The organism is Paenibacillus sp. JT31N7 (assembly GCF_059692095.1).
The window spans coordinates 1706224-1724323 of sequence record NZ_JCAUAT010000001.1; the positions used below are offsets into that span (position 1 = coordinate 1706224).

Annotated in this window: 9 protein-coding genes; all 9 read right to left on the minus strand. The window is 58.7% G+C overall.

Annotation, left to right across the window (positions count from 1 at the left end):
- Positions 1–6: 6 nt before the first annotated feature.
- Positions 7–747: a YdcF family protein gene (locus AC58P5_RS07740; protein ID WP_497385562.1), complete on the minus strand. Its 741-nt coding sequence runs from the start codon at positions 745–747 to the stop codon at positions 7–9.
- Between the two features lie 40 nt (positions 748–787).
- Entirely contained in the window at positions 788–1138 is a 351-nt protein-coding gene (locus AC58P5_RS07745) for a VOC family protein (RefSeq protein ID WP_497385563.1), read from the minus strand.
- A gap of 66 nt (positions 1139–1204) precedes the next feature.
- A complete protein-coding gene (locus AC58P5_RS07750; protein WP_497385565.1) occupies positions 1205–1735 on the minus strand; it encodes an HXXEE domain-containing protein in 531 nt (176 codons plus the stop codon).
- Positions 1736–1841: 106 nt separating this feature from the next.
- A complete protein-coding gene (locus AC58P5_RS07755; protein WP_497385567.1) occupies positions 1842–2573 on the minus strand; it encodes a metallophosphoesterase family protein in 732 nt (243 codons plus the stop codon).
- A 199-nt stretch (positions 2574–2772) separates the two neighbouring features.
- Positions 2773–4866 carry a methyl-accepting chemotaxis protein gene (locus AC58P5_RS07760; protein ID WP_497385568.1) on the minus strand — a complete coding sequence of 698 codons (2094 nt, stop codon included), beginning with the start codon at positions 4864–4866 and terminating at the stop codon, positions 2773–2775.
- 275 nt (positions 4867–5141) lie between these two features.
- Positions 5142–6809 (minus strand): hypothetical protein, encoded by a 1668-nt coding sequence (locus AC58P5_RS07765; RefSeq protein ID WP_497385570.1) that lies wholly within the window; start codon positions 6807–6809, stop codon positions 5142–5144.
- 37 nt (positions 6810–6846) lie between these two features.
- Positions 6847–10791 (minus strand): hypothetical protein, encoded by a 3945-nt coding sequence (locus AC58P5_RS07770; protein WP_497385571.1) that lies wholly within the window; start codon positions 10789–10791, stop codon positions 6847–6849.
- Between the two features lie 14 nt (positions 10792–10805).
- Positions 10806–13157, minus strand: a complete 2352-nt coding sequence (locus AC58P5_RS07775; protein WP_497385572.1) for a hypothetical protein — start codon at positions 13155–13157, stop codon at positions 10806–10808.
- A 14-nt stretch (positions 13158–13171) separates the two neighbouring features.
- The gene (locus AC58P5_RS07780) at positions 13172–18076 is read right to left on the minus strand and encodes a DUF6603 domain-containing protein (protein WP_497385573.1); all 4905 of its coding nucleotides are present in this window, start codon (positions 18074–18076) and stop codon (positions 13172–13174) included.
- Between the last annotated feature and the right edge of the window lie 24 nt (positions 18077–18100).

The window sequence follows — 18100 nt, forward strand, 5'->3', positions numbered from 1 at the left end:
CCCGAATCAACTTACCCACGTCTTGATCATGGCGAAGTACTCCCGGATCATATTAACCGGTTTGAGATGCGCCGGTGACGGACTCGAAAGGCCGTAAGCTTCATAGCCTTCCCGTTTCGCCAGCAGCTTGGCCCGGTACATATGGTAGTCGCTTGTGACGATGAGGATTTTCGGATCGGTGATGCCTTTTTGTTTCAAAACGGCTTTGGTAAACCTTAAATTCTCGCTGGTGCTTGTCGATCTGCTTTCGAGAAGAATCCGGTTCTCCGCGACCCCCTTCTTCACCAGGTAGTCCCTCATAGCCACCGCTTCCGGCACATTCTCACCCGGGCCCTGACCGCCCGATACGACCACGGTGATGTCCTTCCTTCCGGAAACGTAAGCGAGCCCCGCATCCAGTCTTTGCTGAAGCGTGAGCGACAGCTCATATCCTTTCAGGCCCGCCCCCAATATCACGACGGTGTCCGCTCCCGAAGTTTCGGCTTCGTCGGCGCCCATTTGCGAGATCACGAACGATTCCACGGCGACGAAAGAAAGGCCGATCAGCAGCGAGCCTGCCCATAACGTTTTTCGGAGCCGCACGCGCTTTTTAAAATCAATCTTCCTGATTATTAAGAGAAGGACGACCACGGCTAAAAAAAGCATCAACCCGAAACGCCCTCTAAACAAAAAAGGAAAGCTCAAAACGGTCAGCACTAACAAAACGTCTGCGACTTTCGCTTTCCTGATTCCAGACAACATATTCATACCGCGGTTCTCCTTAATGGATAATCTGTCCCGGCAACTCTTACTTGCAAACCATAAGCAGATTCCCGTCCGGGTCCGTAAAATTGAACCAGTGCCCGTGCTCGATTTCGGAGACCAGCCGGACGCCGAGACTCTTCATGTACGCATAAGACTGCTCAATATCGTCCGTGGCAAACTGGACCACCGGCGCTTTAAAAACCGCGTCCGGCGAGTAGATTTTACTGTCCAGCACAATTCCCGCCCCCCGCATCGGCAAAATATACAAATGGCCGAACAGCACCTCGCCGTCCGCGGGAAGGCCCAAAATCTTGCAGTACCAACCCGCCGCCTGTTCGATATCTTTGACCGGAATAAAAACCGTACGGATTTTATTTTGGATGGGGCTTTTCATCTTCGTTCCTCCTATTCGGCAAGCCATTGATTGGCGATGGCGGCTGCTGCGGCAGCCTTGACACTCTTAATCCGGCACGACCTTTTTTCCTAGCTTGTGTCCGGCCAGCACGACAGGCAGCAAAAGCAGCCCCAGCGGGGCGCAGGTCAGCAGGTCCTGCCAAGTTGCCGCGCCGTCCCTGAGCAGCCTGTAAAACAAATAAACCGAATAAGGCAGGGTGACCGCCACCGCGGTGACCACGCCAGGTGTATAGGATCTCAGCAGGACCGACTGTCCCAGATGGGTAAACACATGCACGAACAGAAGCGCATTGAACCCGATAAATAAGGCCCAAATTCCCCTCTCGGCCGCCAAATACGTAACCGGTATAAAAAGAATAAATTCAACAAACACGGCCACGGCAAACTGCGAAGATTTCACGTTCGACATGTTCTGGAACAATTTTTGTCCCGGTCCCGGCACTTTCGGCCGAAGCCTCGCGTAGTTCCTGTTCATCCATGACTCCACAAAAATGATCTCTTCGAAATCGTGTATCATAAACGCCGCAAGGAACAGCCAGACGACTGCGTTAAGCGAAACATAATCGTCCATGAGCATAAAATCCCGTCCCCTTCTTCCTTAACCGGTCCCCGCGTTACCGGGGGTTCAGACACCTTTTTCCGGCACCATATCGAGGCTGCGGTTTCAATCCGCGTCTATGCGCCTAATCTTTGATGCCCCGGTATTTCGCGGTACGAAGCTCCTTGATATAGGCTTCCAGCGCAGGCATACCCGACTCCACGGCCTGGCTGACGGAGCGTTCGATGTCGTAAGGAACCCGGACGAACCGGATTTCGAGCGGAGCAGGCGTCCGGGACTCGAAGCTTCCTTCCAGAATGACGTAGGAAGCCTGGGTCAGATCGAGCGGATTTCCGACGCTTCCGGCATTGAACAGCACTTTGCCGTACAAATGCTGGAGGTACGCGTTGTGAATATCGCCGTAGCCGACGAGATCGGCCGGAATCCGCTCCCGGCTCTTTTCCGAGGATTCGAAAAGGGAAAGCCGCTTCTCCAGCTCGTCCCACGGCTGCACGCGCTCGTACAGGCTGCGGGGCGAAGCATGGAACAGCCGGACGTATTTGCCGCTCATATAAAATTCGAGCGAAAAAGGCAGTCCCGCCAAGTATTCCAGCCGTTCTTTCCCGAGCACCTTCTGATGCCATTTTAGATCCTCGATTTCCGTTTCCCGGGTGATAAAATCGTCCCAGTTGCCGCTTACAACCTCCTCGCAGTGCTCGCGGATCAGATCGACCGCCCGATCGGAATGCGGTCCTTTGCCTATCAGGTCGCCCAGGCAAAAGATTCGCGCGATGTCTTTGCGCCGGATATCTTCCAGCACGGCTTCCAGCGCCGGTATGTTTCCGTGAATGTCTGACAGGATCGCTATTTTGTCCACACGTTTGTCCTCCGTAAGTCCGGCAGTTAATCTGCTCTCTATTTGGGTTGTATCTACTTTCGATCCGCCTGCGGCGGCTTCCTTCTTTTCCCTCCCAAACAATCTTCCACTCCTTTGACGAAACATACGTAAAAAAGACTGCAATGATCGCTCATCGCAGTCTTTCCGTTCAAAGCTTTTTCAAACAAACGGCTCTCCGTTATATTTTGAAATTGGCGATCGTTTGCTTGAGCTGTTCGGCGCTTTCTCTCGTGCCTTCCACAATGCTCAGCACTTTGTCCGAACTGTCCATCGCAACGCTTGCTTGATCCGAGATGTTCCCGGTTCCGGCGGCGGATTCGTTGTTCGCGATCGAAATTTCGTTGATCATGAGCGCCATATCCTGAATCGCCCGGCTCAGCTCATGCGCGGTCGCGTTGAAGCTGCCCAGCAGATTTTCGTAAAACTCCGCGTCCCGGTAGTACTGCTGGCCCGTTTCTACCATCGCGTTGTAATCGCTGATAACGGTCGTATCGATGAAGGCGAGCATACTTTCGGAGTTCGCCTTCAAATTCTGCACCGAGGAAGTGACGATTTGAACGACTTCGCGGATTTTATTCGCGGAATGTCCGGATACCTCGGCCAGCTTGCGGATTTCTCCGGCTACGACGGCAAACCCTCGGCCCGCTTCCCCTGCTCTTGCCGCCTCGATATTGGCGTTCAGGGCGAGCAAATTGGTCTGGGCCGTAATCTCCAGAATGGAGCTCGCCAGGACCTGAATCTGCTCGACGGCTCTGGACTGCTCGATGGCGCTCTCCAGCTTCTCCCGCATCTGCCGGCCGATTTCAACCGCCCGCTCGGACGAGGCGACCGCAGTCTCGCGCAAATCTTCGGCCCGCTTGCTGACTTCCTTCGAAGCCTCTTCGCCCTGCTTCGCCTGATCCGCAATCCGGTCGACGGACTGGCGGATGCTCGCGGACGAATGGTTCATTTCTTCCGTCGATGCGGCCGTTTCTTCCATGGCGGCGGCCATTTGCTGCGTCGTGCCGGACACGTTCTGGATTTGGCTGTTGAGATCCGTCAAATGGCTGCTTACCGCCGTTACCGAGCCGCCCAGCTTATCCGACTCTTCCACAACCGTACGGATCGTGTCGCTGATCGAAGACTGCATCGTGTGCATCGACTGCATCAAAACGCCCGTCTCATCCTTGGATTTCATAAATTTCTGCGGAACCGGATGGGAGAAGTCGCCGCTCGCGATGACTTTCAAATGACCCGTCGCGACTTTAATCGGCGTCGTAATCCGGTACGAAAGCAGTACGAGAATGGTCGCAAACACGAGAATACTACCGATAATGACGATGACCAGACCTTTTTGCAGAGCCGAAACATTATGCATATACTCTTCGACCGGTTTGAAGGAAATAATGTACATATCCTGCAGGGCCGATTTGGCATAAGAAGCGATTTGCTGCTGGCCGTTCAGTGTGAAATACCCGATCCCCTTCTTGTTCGCGCTTATTTCTTTGAAAAAGGCGGGAACGTCTCCTTCGGCCTTGGTCATATCGTATTTCAGCACTTCTTTGCCGTCTTCCGCGGCGACGAGAACACCCGCCGCATTGATCATAAACGTCTTGACGTTGCCTTCCTGCGTGGACCGGACGATATTCGCCGACAGCTTCGTCAAGTCAACCGCCGTCCCTACGATAGATGGCATCGCATCCGTACTTCCGTCGGGAATATGCGCCAGCAGCGCCATAATCGGCCCGCCGGTTACGGGAGACTCGACGGGTCCGTACAGGACGGGACCTTTCTTCATCCCTTCGAGAAGGGACTTGTCCAATTCGGCAACCCCGATGTCGATGCCCACGGATTGCCCGCCGATGCCGTCGGATACGATCGCGCTGTTGTACGCGGCGTAAATATTTTCATAAAGGCCGCCCGCGTCCGTAATGAGCTTGCCGAGATAAGCGGATGCGGCGGCGGCGTTTTCCGATTTCGGATTGCCCGTTTTTTTAATTTCCTTGAATGTGTTGATCAGAAAAGGATTGTTCGCGATCGTCGAAGAACTTAACGATAAGTTTGTGAAAGCCAGATCCATCTGGTTCACCTTCTCCGAAACGATGTTCGTCATGGACTGTCTTGCTTCATCCTCGAGCGAATCGGCTGACGAGCTGCTTGCGAACCATAGCGCGATTAACATCGGAATGGTCATACAAGCAACCGATATCAGCATGATTTTGGCGAACAACCCGTTCAGGTTGATTTTGCCGAGGACACCGCGTGCCCGATTTGCCTTGCTTTTTAACATCATGCTCCCCCTCGTATAGCGGCGTACGCCAAAAATAGATATTTACTTTATCGACAAAAACAGACAAAAGTTTGATATTCATTTTATTAAATTCGACAGACAATTACAGGAAATTGTTTCTATGGAACTATTTTTTATAGGACAAAAGAAACAGCCTCTCCGCAAAGAGGCTGTTTCTTTATTCGGCGGTTTCATGGCAATGTCGGGTGTTTTTCGAAAAGCATCCGCACTTGGATTTCTCCTCTTATACGAGAGCGAAGGGTTAACGATCCCTTCGGCTAAAGGGTTCCCAGCACGTCGAGCAGAGCTTTCTTCTTATCTTCGTCCATAGATTTTCCCAAAATTTCCTCCAGCAGCCGAGTCAGGAGCTCCGCCCGTTCAGCACGTTCCGCGCCGTTCGTTTTCTCCAGGCCGTCATGCGGCAGAACGATACCATCGGGAATTTTATCAGAGATTTTTACCGTCGCCTCTTCCCCGCTCGAACCGCTTCCTAATGGTACAAAATAATAGACCGTTCTCGGATTCACCTCATTGTCTTTGAAAAAGCTTTCGCCGACCCAGTAGCTTGCTCCCCTCCGTACCGGAAACATAAAGCTGTTCGGATTCGAATAATTGTACTTCGTCCAATTGCCGGTAAAGCCTCCCGTATTTCCGCCGGTGGTCTGCACTATATATCCGTCGGTCCCTCCGTAAATCCAGCCCACCGATAAAACCTGCTGCCAGGGGAGGTAAACATAACCGATCACAAAGCCGTCCGTTCCCGCCAAATGCGTACCGGTACTGATCTGCTGGTTGTAGCCGATCATCCCTACGCTGCCCGCAGCGCTCAAAGCCCCTTTGACCGTGGTGTCGGACAGGGTTGACGCACCGCCAACGGACAGTGCGCCCTGCACGGACGAGCTTCCCAGCGCGGCGGCGCCCTGCACCGTAAGCGGGCCCGTAACCGTCCCGCCGGACAACGTTGCGGTTCCGGTTACGTTCAGCGAACCTTTCGCGTTCAGCGGGCCGCTTACGTTCAGCTCACCCTTCGCGTTCAGCGGGCCGGTTACGTCCGCGCCGCCTTTCAAAGACGCGGAATCCGACACCTGAAGCGTCTTGCCGTTCAATCCGGCGGCCGTCGTGATGTATCCCGCCGCGGTCACCGTGTTCGGCGTTTCGTCCGGATTCGTAATAGGTACGGTTACCGCTTCGTACACATACAGCGTTTCGCCGCGAACCCCATCGGTCCGGCTTGCGATGAGAATGAAGGTGGTCGTCTGACCGAGGCCCTTCGTTATGACGAAAGAATTATCGGTCCCGCTGTACAGGGGCGCGGAACCAGCCGTTGTGACGATCTGATACTGGCTGGCGTTCCCTTCCCAGCTCAGCTTGAACGCCTGGCCGTTTGCGAAGCTGCCGCCCGGCACGATGTCCGGTTTGGAACTGTCGTAGGCGCCCGCCACGAAATTGCGTACGAAAAACTCCGGAAGCCCGATCGTCAAGCCGAAAGGCAGATCGCGCTGCTGATAATCTCCGGAGAACGAGGAGGACGTCTCCAGGATGTGCAGGTTGCGGATGTCGCCGAGAGCGGCGGAGACCGAGCCGACGCCGACCGTCAAGATCAGCGGATAGTTAATCAGGTAATCCTGCGACGACTTGGCCGTGAATTTAAGCGGAATGTAGGATATGTCGGCGGCCAGCCCCACCTCGCTGCCTGCGACGATCTTTCCGACCGCATACTGCCACTTATCCGTATTGACTCCCGGATCAAAGATATCCTTTCGGCTCAGCGCCCCCGAGGGGATATACAGATCGATTTCCGGACAATAAACTTCCTTCCCGGGGGGAGGGGTCACGACCAGTGTTACGGTGCCGGAAGCGGAAGACGTCTGCGTACTCGCCTGCAGGGGACTCGGTGACGTCAGCACGCTGTAATTCAAAAGTGCGGGAAGATCGGTTTTGCTCATCGTTTGAAACCTCCATGGGATAAAATGCTCTTGCGGTTTAGCTTTCGGATTCGGATGTGTCCCTCTTGCCGGGTTCCGAAGGTTCGGTTCCGGCCCCTTGAGCGGACCCGCTCCGGAATTGCAGTGTGCCTTCGCGCAGCGACAGGGACCGGGAGTTCAGCCGGGCCTGCTGGTCGATTTCGGCCAAAGCATACGTCAGAAAAGCGGGCGGTCCGCCTTCCCGGGATTGCGGCTCCAGCCACTCCCACCGTCCTCCGTTATCCGAGGGAACGGGGAGCGTTATAACACCGGCGGGTACGTTCTCTCCCCCGGCCGTCTTATCCGGAGCCGGCTGAAGCACGGTCAGGAGCGGCCCCGTCCGGAATTGGAGGTTTAACGCGCTCAGCACGGGATCGATAAAACGGGCCGGCAGCTCCAGAGCCTGCACCGGAACGATGCCCGCTACCGCGTGAACCGAAGCGCGCGGATCCAGCAGCATCATCACTTCGGCCTGCCGGGCGCCGTCGAACCGCAGCGAGAAGAAATTGCCGGGTCCGATCGGTCGGACATAACCGGCCGCTTCCTCTCCCGCTTCCAGTTGGTGGACGCTGTTAAACCGGTCGTAAGCGCCGTTAAGAAAGTAGCCGATCAAGCCGTCTTTCCGGATTTCCGTGTCGCCCAGTCTCACCTCGTAATCGTTCCCGGTAAAATCGGACGGCGGCGGATTGAAGGTGGCCGACCACCCGGTATTCCTCGCGGCCGGGCCGTCCAGCGCGAGCTTCAGATTGGCGCGCACGAGCGCCAGCGGCCTTCCGGCCAGGACCGACACGTTCCGGTCGCTGCTTGCGGAGAGAGGATCGATCGTCCACAAGGAGGAATCGATCGCCTCAAGGAAGCGGCTGAAGGCATCTTTGTCCGCGGCCGACAAGCTTTGCAGCATTTTGGCCAGCTCGGGCGCCCGCTTCTCGATATCCGCAAAATTGCCGTAAGCTCCCATCGGCGCATAGAACAGATGAACCCGCTTGACGCCATCCTTTCCCGTGATCAGGCCGACGTCCCCGACAGCGCCGCCCTGCGCGTCGTATACGGATACCGAGCCGTTGAGATGATTCGGGAGCAGCCAGCCCGCAACGGGGTTCGCCGCGCTGTCCAGGTCGGCAAATCTCCCCGCTTCCCGCGCGTCCACAAGGCGGAATTCGAGGCGGATGTGCTGGTTAGGCCTCGGCGGCAGCTGGATGAACCGCTGGACATTCTGCGCCTCGATCGGCGCGTCCGGCACAAGACCTTCCGACAAAATCGGCTCAAACACATCGGAGCGGCTGAGCCCTGAATCGCCGATCACCTCCAGCACTTGACCGAACGCATCGTACACGGCTAAATAGGCGAAGGCGAACTGTCCCTGCCGGACTCCCTGGAATTCCAGCGTATCGCCGGTCGAGCGGATATAAGGGAGATCGTGATAGTCGTCGCCGACGAGATCCGCCAGCGTTTTTTGCCCGCCGTCCTTGAACGTAAAGGTCAATCCGGGATCCGGCGACCGGTTTACACGCATATCGCGTACAGCGAGCTGGCTGCCAAAACCGCCAAGCGATTGCGAGATAAAGTCCCATCCGTCGATATCGTCGATTAAGTCGTCGAGCTGGTCCAGCAGCCCTTCATCCGTATTTTCCGATTCGCTTTGACGGGTACGGACGAGCTTTTTCAACCGGTCCCGGAAAAGAAAGCTTGTCTGCGGCGTCAGCAAAATGTCTCCTCCGATCTGCCGGTCGTTCGAACCGGAGGCTTTGCCGTCGTACCGGTAATCGGTTCCGTCGAACGTCCAGTTGGCATGCCCGATCGGATACCAGTCCGACACCCATTTCAGCAAGAGCGGATTCCAGGGCTGCTGCCAGCCTCCCGGAACGAAGGCGGGAAGTACGCCTTGAAAATGGGCGGGATCGTGCCCCGCAATTATTTCCCGCGTGATCGCGGGATGCCCCGCGGAAATGGCCGGAGCGTTGTCCGGATCGAGCAGGAAAAACTCGGCCAGCAGCAAACCGACAGCGCCGGCAAGCTGCAAGGCAGTGTCCGGCGGGATGTAATCGCCCTGAAGAGCGGAGGCCAGCTCCGAAGAAGTCAGCGGGAGCTTGGGCAGCGCGGCCGTCAGCTCATCCGCCGTCACGCTGTCTGCGCCGCTGACGATCCCCCCGACGATTTGCGCCGGCAAGCGGCAGGGCAAAGGCCGGTCCGGCCCGCTTATCCGGCCCGTACTGCCCGCCCCGCTGATGAAGACGACGGGATCATTGGCCCGCCAGTAGCGGGGGCCTGCCACCGGCTTAAGCTTCCGTCCCGCGTCCAGCTCCCCTTGGGTGCGCTTCGTCCGCTCGAAAGCTTCGATTCCGGCCGCCAGCGCCTCTTCCGGAGTCCGGCCGTCCCCTTCCGCAGGGCGGGGCACACCTTGGCCGGCCAATGAGCCGGCCTCGCCGAAGAGATCCATGATCTTCCTCGGCAGGCTGGCGATGTTGTCCGGTCCCTCAGGCTTGGACGGATCGTAGGACGGATCGTTTTCGGCGGAAAGCGCCTTGGCGAATTGTTCTTCCGTCAAACCGTCCGGCCGCGCGAACACCGGATAGGATTCGTATTTCCCCCGCTTCCACCACGTGTCGTAGAGCTGCCTCCGGGCGGCTTTCAATTCGTTCAGCTTTTCGTCCAGCGCGGCTTGCGTACCGTTCAGCGCCGTTAGCCATTCTTCCGGCGCACGTTCTCCGAGGTTCTCCGGCCGGTCGGACTCCGCATCCACGACCGTCCACCGGTATCCGCCCGGCTTCGAGCCGTACCATTCCTGCCGGATGCGGAGATCAAGAAGGTCCCAGCCGCTCGGCTGGTCGAGCAGATGAAGCATATCGTACTGAAACGCTTCGAGCATTCCGGCCGCGTTGGGCATCTTCGCAAGCAGCTGCTGCGCTTTGGCGTCGCCGTTCTTGGCGCGGTCGTGCAGCTGGCGCTCGATCATAGCTTTAAAGGCATCGACCGACGTATTGCCGACCGCCACATGTATCCCTTTGCCGGCGGGATCTTTGTATTTGTCCTTGACCGTCGGCAGCACGCCCGCGCGGCTCCACTTCACGCCAAGCACCATTCCGTGGTACAAGCTGGCCTGCGGAACGTCGCCGTCCGGCAAGGCGGAGCCGTCCGCGGGACCTGCCGGGGCGGCTGGATCGGCTGGGGCAGTTCCCTCAACCGTCCACGAAAACGCCGCAAGCTGCCGCTCGTAAGCGTCGGCCGGAGAGCTTCCGGAAGGCTTGGCGCTCTGGCATTTTTGCAGGGGATCTTCCGCATGGTTGGAGTACCAGCCGGTCACCAGATAACTGACCGCACACTCCGGCTCGGCATCATCCAACGGATCCCGGAAGGAAAACACCTGACTGCAGTGGCTTTGAAACGCGCTGAAAAGCGGATTGCCCGGAGCGACGGCTTTAACGAACAGCTCCTCGATGCCTTTTTCCGACCAGCCGCTCAGATCGAATACTTGTCCGAGCACATCCGCGATTTGCCGGCCGCTGCCGCCTAACCGCTCGCCTGCCTGCCGGCGTACGGAATCCTTGCTTCCTTTCCACGCTTCTATAACGGCCGGATCAAAAACATAAGCCGCGGAACCGGCGCCTCCGGGCGCGTCGCTTTCCACGAGATACGCTTTGGATACGCGTCCGGCGGAAGTTCCGCCGAAGCGCACAATGAGCCAGCGGTTCGGAACCAGGGGGAATTCCACACGCCGTGTGACCCGGTCCTGAACACCGTGTTTTAACGCATCGGGAAGCGTCCAGTGTACGTAAACGCCGGTGTGATCATCCGGATTTCCCGCGAAGCCCCCGCCCCGGTCCGTCGGATCGGGTTCGGAGCTTCCGAAGCTTTTGACCTGGGTATAATTGTGCTCCCAGCGCCGAAAAGGCTGATTGGCCCAAACATACGCGTTTACCGCAAGAGCACTGACCTCGATAGGAACCAATAAGGTTGAATTATCCATAACTTTCCACCTTTCTACTGCGGTTCGACTGCGATGCCCGGTTGAAACACGATCCGCTCCGGAGATTTAACCATCTGCAGAGCGAAATCGGAAGGGTTCAGCGTCAAATGTTCCAATTTCAGCGCTTGCTTGATCGCATCGGCCGACTGCTGCACAAGTCCGTCCGCCTGTTCGGGCCGCAAGTCCAGAATGCGTCCCGGTCTCAGATGACGGTCGCGAACCGGCAAATGCACATTCAACTCCGAACCGAAGGGGGAGCCGGAACGATCCGGGAGCACGCTGCGCAAATTGATTTCCCCTTCCTCGTTCAGGCCGAACTGGAACCCTTCCTGAGGCTCGCTGAGCTCGATCCGGTCCGGGATGCCGCGGAATAAGGCGATCAGCACGCTGGACGAAAGCCGTTCCAGACGGGCGATCCCGAGCGGAAGGCCCCCGGCGTCGAAGGCGCGAACCGCCAGTCCCGGCCATCCGGCGACAACCGCGGACCGGAGCAGGAAACCGGCCAAGGGCAGAGCTTCACCGCCGGGCGCCGCGCTCCGTTCATCTCCGGGGCGGGTGCGAACGGTTTGCACGGCTGCTTCGGCTGCCGCACGGATTGTTCCTTTGGTCATGCCGTACGTAAACGAATCGCGGCTGGAATGCATCGCGACCGCCAGCATACCGTCCAGCATGGCGTCCAGCCAATTCGAGTCCAGGTAAAAAAAACGGATGGATTCGGAAGGCAGCATTCGCTCTTCCGGCACCAGGTAATAGAACGGTACGTCGTACAGCAGAAGCTTGTGGGCAAGCCACACCGCAATCGGCTCCAGATCGTCCTGCGTCAGCTCCGCGATCGCCTTTTTGACCTCATCCCCGGACAAAAATTGCTGCAGCGCGGCGACGGGACTTACGTCGGAGCCTGTCTGGGACAACCGCCGGTTCGCGGAAGGGTTCCGCGGCGGGTCGTCCGGCTGCAAACCGAGGAGAGGCGGCTGCGGGATTTGCTCCAGCAAATCCCCCTTCATCGCGGCGAGCAGCGCCTCCCGCATCAAGCCGGATTGCGCGAGCTCCTTCAAATCAGCGGCGTCCGTCAGCCCCAAAGCCTCCAGCCGATGATACAGCAGGTCTGTCAGCCTGTGGCAGCGGCGGCGGTAATCCAGGAGCAGCGAACCGAACGCGGCGTCGGACAAGGCCAGGCTGCGTCCAATTTGCCAGGCGGCCGCCAAAGAGGCGTCAAACAAGCCGTTCGCCTTGTCGTAAATCAAGGCCGCGTCCGCCGTGAGCAGCGGCTCCGCGGGCTGGAAGGGAGCCGGACGGACCGGGGCGAGCGGCCCCCGGTACCACGCGAAGGTATCCTCCCCGCTCCGGATATGGAACGGAAGGGGCACGTAACCGCTGCGCAGCCGCTTCCTCGCTTCGGCACCGGCCGCGTCACCCGGCGGCGCTGTCCGCTCCTCCCCTCCGTCCGCTGCCCCTTGCGGCAGCCGGAGCAGCAAAGCGCCGGGATCGTACGCGGATCCGGACATTTCCTCGGCCACCAGACGGTGCATGAGGCCCGCGAAATCTTCTTTATTGTCGGGGCGGCAGCGGAACGTCCACCTGGCCAGAGACAACAGGGCGATTTTATGTTTAGGCGGCTTTGCGCCGGGCTGCAGGAGATCGTCGAATTTTTCGAGCGATACGAGATGAACAATGTTTTTCGAACCGCCTTCATCGGACTCCTGCGCATAGGGAAAGCGGCTGCCCGTCACGACGCTGTACCACCCGTCTTCCTCGTGTCCGGCTGCTTTATCCTGCGTATTTAACTGCCTGACGTGCGTCAAATAAGGCAGCTCATTCAGTTGAGGGATGATCGACTGGAACACACCGGCATCCATTTGAATGTAAAAACAGGTCTGGCCGTCGGTTACGTCCGCCTCCCGGACCAGAGCTTGGGGGACATACACGTCGGGGCTGTTTTTCAGCCCCATAAATTCGCCCGCCGTCGAGCGGATGGCCAGCGTCTCGGCATCCGTCCGGTCCGCAGGGCCGGCCAGAAGCTCCCCTTCCTGGAAAAGAAGCAGCGCCAGCCAGGGGATGTTCGGCCCGCTCATCTCACGCTCCCACGGCAGACCCCGTGTATTCAGCACCAGATGCGGAAGCTCGTCGGCAAATTTGCCGGTGCTGCCCGCGGGGGGCACCAGACTGTGTATCTCCGAAGGATCGATCGCAAACTGCGGGGCGTGTACGATAAAGGGCTGTTCGGCCGTCAGAAGGGCCTGTTCCTGAGCGGTCATCCCGATATCCTGCACGGACTGCTTCACGGTTACCTTGTAATTTCCGGCGGGTAAGCCGGGTAAATCATGATCATAAAACCGGATTTGACCCTGCTGGGGTTCGTCACTCATGTTTTCCGCTCCTTTCACGGCTTCACCTGCATGGGAGAATCGGCAAAGAGATCTCCCGCTTCTTCGGCAAGACGGGGCAATAGTCCATTCGTGCCGCTGTAGGCCTGCATGTCTTGCAGCGCCGCGAATATGGCGGCCCGATTGGCCGCGGACGGGCCCATAATTCCCGCGATGTCCCCCGGTGTCGTATCTGCCGGAACGGGCGCATAATCGGAATTCACGGCCCCTCCGGGCTCTAACGGAAGCCGCCCCTGCGGCACCACGTCATCGTAAGCGAGCAACTCCGTCTGAAGGCCTGCCGCCGAATAACCCAGCTTCGACCCGGGAGGAGTAACCGTTAAGCCCGCGGGTGTATTCCGCGTCGTATCGCTGCCCGGCACTTGCGGATTGCGCATAAACCGGCCGTCCGCATCCTTCAGCGGCTCTCCCCACAGCGCCGTCGGCATGTTCCGGTAATACGGAACGAGCTGCCACCCGGAAATGTCGTGGTCCGCGCCGTCTTTCTCGACCGTCAGGTGGTGCTCGGACGAGACGTTCGTTTTGTTCATCGTCCGGATTTGTACGGGGTAGGCTTCCGGATATTCCGGGTCCTTCACGGGGTTCATCGCTTGGCCCGCCGTGAAATGACTGGCCGGAATCGCCGTCTGTGTCGTAAAGCTGAAGGAGCCCGCACGGACCAGCCAAATATCCGACACCGGTTGAGACGGGGAAGGTCCGGGCGGTTCGGACAGTGAAGACGGTCCAGATGACTGAGATGGTCCAGATGGTTGGGATAGTTGGGATAGTTGGGATAGTTGGGATGGTTGGGATGGTCCAGATGGTTGGGATAGTTGGGATGGTTGAGACGATTGGAACGGTTGGGACGGTTGACCCGGCGGCACCGCCGTGCCCCCCTCGCCGATCCCCGCAGCATCTTCGCTGCCTGATTTTAAAGCCGTGGCCGAGCCGCCGGGAGAAAGTGAGCCTGTCAAACCGGTCACGGCCGTAATTTTGCAAACGTTGTCCAGAGAAGGGAGCAGCGATTTGAACTGGTCCCACTGAATCGGCGTTTCGTCCCGTTCCGAGCGGTCGGCTCCGAATCCGACCGTGAACGAGATGATCCACCAGTGCACGTGAGCCTTTCCGCCCGTCGGCGGTCCCCACAGCTCTACGGATGCTCCCAGCTCGACGCTGATCGTTTTCGTTACGAATAGCAGGTCCAAACGGTACGAAGCCCCGATGCTCACGCTGATACCCGCCTGGAAATGAAACGGATGGAAGGTGATCAGCAGATCGGCGTGGGCGGTGAACCAGGCTTTTAAGTCGCCGTCGTGAAAAAGAACTTCCAAACCCCCGCCGGCCATAACGGCTGCCGGAGTCAAGGCGAAATAAGCTTCGCCGTGAATATTCACCTTGTCGCTGATCGCCCAATTGAAGCCGATCCGCGGCACGGCCGGGTAGTAAGACGGAGGCTTGAAGCTCGGATGGTAGCCGCCGAAGGTGACGACGAACTGGCCTTCCTTCTCCCCTTCGTACCACAGATAGAAAGCGAAGCCTCCCGTCAAATGACAGTTCGGATCGATCAGGAAAGAATTCGGAGTTAAAATAGCCGTCAATCCGAAGAAACCGGCGGACGGTTTCCAGTCCGCTTCCAGCTGCAGCTCCGCGTAAGCGTATATGGCGCTTCCCGCCTGGGGCAGTCGAATGGAGGAAAGCCCGAGCAGGGCCAGTTCCAGCTCCCTGCCGAATTTGGCGATAAGCAGGGCGCGGGTATGCAGCAGCTCGTACGACCAGAAATCGACGCCCACGGCCAGCCAGTACTCGCCGGTTTGAGGCCGGATCCATGCCTTTTTCTTGCCGGGTGCGTATTCCTGATTTCCTTCCAGCTGCGCCATCACTTCGTTCATCGACAGTTTGGGGCCCGTGTCCCGGGTCAGGGCGAGCAGCGGAAATTCAAATACTTCCTCCGGCGCGGGCATATTCACATCCCGGTTGTAGCCGAAACCGGCGGACAAACCCGTCACAAACAGTGCGGGCGGACCGCCGAGTGGCGTGTCCACATTCGCGAACACGAAGAGCGAAGGCTGGCCATCGAGCATTTGCGCGTACGAGCCGAGCGCTTCCAGGGCAAAATCGGCCGTCCGGATTGTGGCGGCCCCGTCATACATAAACCGGGCGCCCGCCGGCGGAGGCACGACTTCCATAAAGCTGCCGCCGATTTCCAGAGGCGCCTGAACATAGTCCACGCCGATTCCGAGCAGTTGGAATTTAAGCTCGAAACGATCGAGCGGAGAACCGAAGCCCATCCCGCTCAGGCTGATCGTTAAGCCGGATAAGGTTAAAGAGCCGTCCAGCATAAACCAGAGAGTTCCGTCCCCGTAACCGATGCCCAGGCGGTTTATCGAAACGGGGCCGAACGTTTTCTGCACAAGGAACCACTTGGCCGAGGATGCCGAAGATGCGGAGGCTGCGGACGAGACAGCCGGGACCAGCGAGCCGCCGGAAGGGACGGACACCGCCTCAGATGCCGCCTGCGTCGACAGGGCATCCGTAATCGCCGGGTCATGCTGCCCGGACGCTTCCGGGGCAAAGGGCTCCCGGAGAGCGGGCGGTTTCTGCCCTCCCCCCGGTATAAGCGTGAAAGACAACGATTGCGGCGTTCCGCCGAAAAGAAGATCCGCGCCCGCGGTCAGACCCGCCTCCACTCCAGACGGCAGCGGATGAACCGTCTCAGGCAGCAGCTTGTTGATCTGTGCCGCCTGGACCGCCGTGAATGCGGCGGATGCGTACAAAATCTGCAGCTGTTGAACGGCAATCGTATCGTCGGCGGGAAGCTCTTTGCCGATAAGGGGCAGATCGGTTAAGCTGATATGCGCGTCGAGGTCAAGCCCGAGCGCAAACTTGCTCTCTTTTGCATCCTGGTAAAAAACGAATTTCACATCCCGCAGATCGATCGCCAGGCTCTGCGGGATTTCCGCCGCCAGCTTTGGTGACAGGGACGCAACCAAATCGTGGATGGAAACGGAGGGCGGGGAGCCGTTTTTCCGGCTGTACGCCGCTATAAAGGTCTGCGACGTCAGATCCTGCCGGTCAAACAGAAGATCGAACTCCAGCGACCCGATGACGATTTGACCGCCGAAAAAAGCCTCATACCGGGCTCCGGCGGGCTCGCCCGTTCCGGCCTGGTTCGAAACGACGCGGATGCTCAAGGTAACGGCAACGGGCACCGAATTAACTTCAAAATCGCTTTCCACCGTAAAAAAGAAGCTGCTCGCGGAAGCGGAGGATGCGTACTTCAGCTCCAGATTTTTCAATTTCATCCCGCGTATGGCAGCAGGGATGCCCACATCGAATTTGGCCGCGAGATCGTCCAGCAACTCCCCCATCAGTATCGGGTTCTCTTCCCCCGCTTGCACCAGGATGCTCCAGCCTCCCGGAGGCGTGTCGCCGGAAGAACCGCCGGAACCCGCCGCCAGCGACAGACGGGCGTCCACTCCGGCGATGGTCATCGTCCCCTCCAGACTGAAGCTCGGCTGTCCGTCGTAATCCAGTTCGAACACGAGATTGTTCATCACAAACGTGTTCGGACCCGTTCCGAGCGGATGCTGGGCCAATCCGGCCCGGATGTAGTACGTTCCGGCCGTGGAGCCGCCCATCTCGAATTCCTCGATCGCAATCGCGTACGCGCCCGTAGGCAGGCCGAATTTGGCGGCGATCATCGTGAGGTCGATTTCGCTCCACGGCTCCATCCGCACGACGACAGACAGATCCGGAACTCTTGGCGAGGGGACCAGGTTCGCCGAAACGAGCAGATCGACTCCGCCGATGTCCAGAATACCGGACATTTTGTAGGAAGCGCTCGGGTGGTCGAACGGGTTCCGGACGGCAACGGCCGCCTCGATATCGCCGATTTCGACCCACTTGGGGATGATGGTCAGCGTCTTGTCGTCCAGTGCGGTAAGCGTCGCCTTCACGTACTCCACGCTTCTGGAGCCGAGGCCTATACCGAGCGCCAACCGTCCGATCTTGACGGACGCCAGCATGCTTTCGAACGACGGAGGAAGATACTCCGTGATGCTGACGCCGCCGAACCAATGTGCGAGGTCGTCAGGGGAAGGAAGGTCCACCGGGCCTTCCAGGGAAAGCTCGGCAATCCCTCCCCCCGCGGGCGGAATAAGCGAGGTAATCCGAACCGGCTGGCCGTTCCACTGAATTGTCGCGGCGATTTCCAGCCCGGACGGCGCATTGGCTGCCGCTGGGTCATGGACGAGACTGGCGTCGACGGGCACCTTCATCGCCTGAAAAAGCCCGGATAACCCGCCGCCGTCATCCGCCAGCTTCAGGGCGAGCGACAAGCCCGGGGCCCCTGCGTCCCGCAAAACCGCGGGACCGAACGCCAACGGGCCTTCGCCGGTCACCCAGTCCGCTTCCTGCAGCAGCCCTTTTGTTTCGTCGAGCGCGCCATAGAAATAAACGGCACCGTTCAATTCAAGGCCCAGCTCCGGTTCCGCGGCCTTCCCGGCGGCGATCAGCCATCTCGGCGCCTTGGCTTCCGCACTCTGCTTCAGCGCCAGATCGGACCAGAACGTGTTGGTCAGCCAAGGCAGCGCATCCCCGAAGCGCCAGTCCGGCGTTACCGAAACCGAGAGCACGAGCACCGGTTCCGAATCCGCCCCGTATACGGCGCCGTGAACCGAAGCCGTCTTCTTCTCCGGAAAAAATATTCTCGGCGGGCTGCCGGCCAGTTGAAGACCGATGCCTTCAAAAGTAACGATTCCCCCCGATTCCGCAGGAGCCGCCTGTACCCCGGTCACGGTCAGCGTGCCGCTTCCCGTCAACTGCCGGAGCGTCTCGCCCGTCGGGCCCAGCTTCGCCGTATCCAGCGTCAGCGTCCCGCTTCCCGCTTCGTACATATTTTGAAGATCGGACAGAAAGCTCACGCGAACTCCTCCTTTCCTTTTTTA